General features: G+C 51.7%; 2 protein-coding genes. Both read left to right on the top strand.

Going from position 1 to position 1469, the window contains the following annotated elements; all coding sequences use genetic code 11:
• On the top strand, positions 1 to 665 hold a 665-nt coding region (locus tag CVU71_18615; protein PKN16713.1), incomplete at its 5' end, for a radical SAM protein.
• A gap of 198 nt (positions 666 to 863) precedes the next feature.
• The coding region (locus CVU71_18610; protein ID PKN16712.1) for a beta-ketoacyl-[acyl-carrier-protein] synthase family protein at positions 864 to 1469 on the top strand (606 nt) is incomplete at its 3' end.

The raw sequence follows: 1469 nt of genomic DNA, 5'->3' as shown, positions 1-1469 counted from the left end.
GCGATAAATTTCCCGACATGATGGTGGGGATTTCTCTGTGGGGAGGCGGTGAAGACGAAAAAATTCTTCGGGGCAAAGACACATTTGCCATATCCAGCAGAAATTACGAAGGGGATCCCTATACTTACTATCTTTACACCGTAACCCCCAAACAGGTGGGGAAAATTGAGCCGGTCATTAAACGCATTGAGGATGTCGGTCTGAAAGTGCATCTTCAGCTTCTGTCTAATGATGAGGGCGTGGACGGATTTCACTGGCGGGAGGGTGAGCTTCGTGATCTGCGTGTGGAGATGGACGAGATGCTGGAGAGGTATCCGCAGACGGTCATATCCAGTAGATATTATCATGAGGTGATTACTACCGGCATAATGCTGGGCCGCCGCTTCGGCTGGCGTGAATGTCCCTCGGTGACCGAATCATTGGATAACAGGCAACCACCTGTGCACCGCCTGATTCATTTTTACCGCTGGGCGGCCGACTTGAAGACGGTTCATCGATGCTGCACGTCCGCCACGCGTGATTGTGCCACCTGCAAGGACGGCGCGGCACATATGAGCTGGATCATGGTGAATAAACGCGATCATATCATTAGCACGCAGGATCTGCAGAACTGGATTGAAGTATACGAGATGTTCGCCAAGCTCTACCGGCTGATTCCGTGGTAGAGGGAGGCTGAAGACTGTCAGACTTTAGACTATCAGACAAAAGCCATAAACTGTATCGGATCCATCATAGAAATTCTTTTTTATCTTTAAAATCAAAAAAAATTATAATTGATATTTTTAGAAAGCTCTTGCATGATAATCTATGCGATCGTTGCGGGATTGATTCCCGGTGAAGCATGAAAAGAGGGTGAATACAACGTGTTGAAAAAAACGTTCATACTGGGCTATGACACTGTTTCTTCCCTGGGAACGGATCTGGAAAGTCAGTGGCGGCGAGCTGTTCAGGGCGAGAGCGGTATCGGGCCGCTGACGCGATTTCCCCTGACCACTGATTTTCCCGTGCGTGTGGCCGGTCAGGTGGGCGAAGTGGATATCCGGTCCTATCCGTTTTTACAGCCTCGCGAAATGGCGCACTGGACGTCGCCGATTTACCAGTACGCCCTGCTGGTGGTTCATCGGGCGCTGAAGATGAGCGGAGTGGAAATTACCGCCGACATCGCGCCTCGTGTGGCCGTCACGTTCAGTTCCGCCGTCGGCGGCTTGGATGCGGTTTTAAAAGCCGACCGCCAGATGATTGCAGATAACAAATTGCCGCATCCCTTTGCCAATCCCAATTCCTGCATCAACATGGTCGGCGGAAAGGTTTCCATCCTGACCAGGGCTACGGGTCCTATCAGTTCAACGATTACAGCCTGCGCCACCGGCGTGACATCCATGATTATCGGCGAGATGATGCTCAAACTCAATCTGGCGGATGTGGTCATCGCCGGCGCGGTGGACTGCCCGCTGGTCGAACCGATTCTG

The sequence above is a fragment of the Deltaproteobacteria bacterium HGW-Deltaproteobacteria-6 genome, assembly GCA_002840435.1.
GTDB lineage: Bacteria > Desulfobacterota > Syntrophia > Syntrophales > Smithellaceae > UBA8904.
The sequence above is the reverse complement of the archived record's forward strand: the minus strand, read 5'-3'. Positions and strand labels throughout refer to the sequence as shown.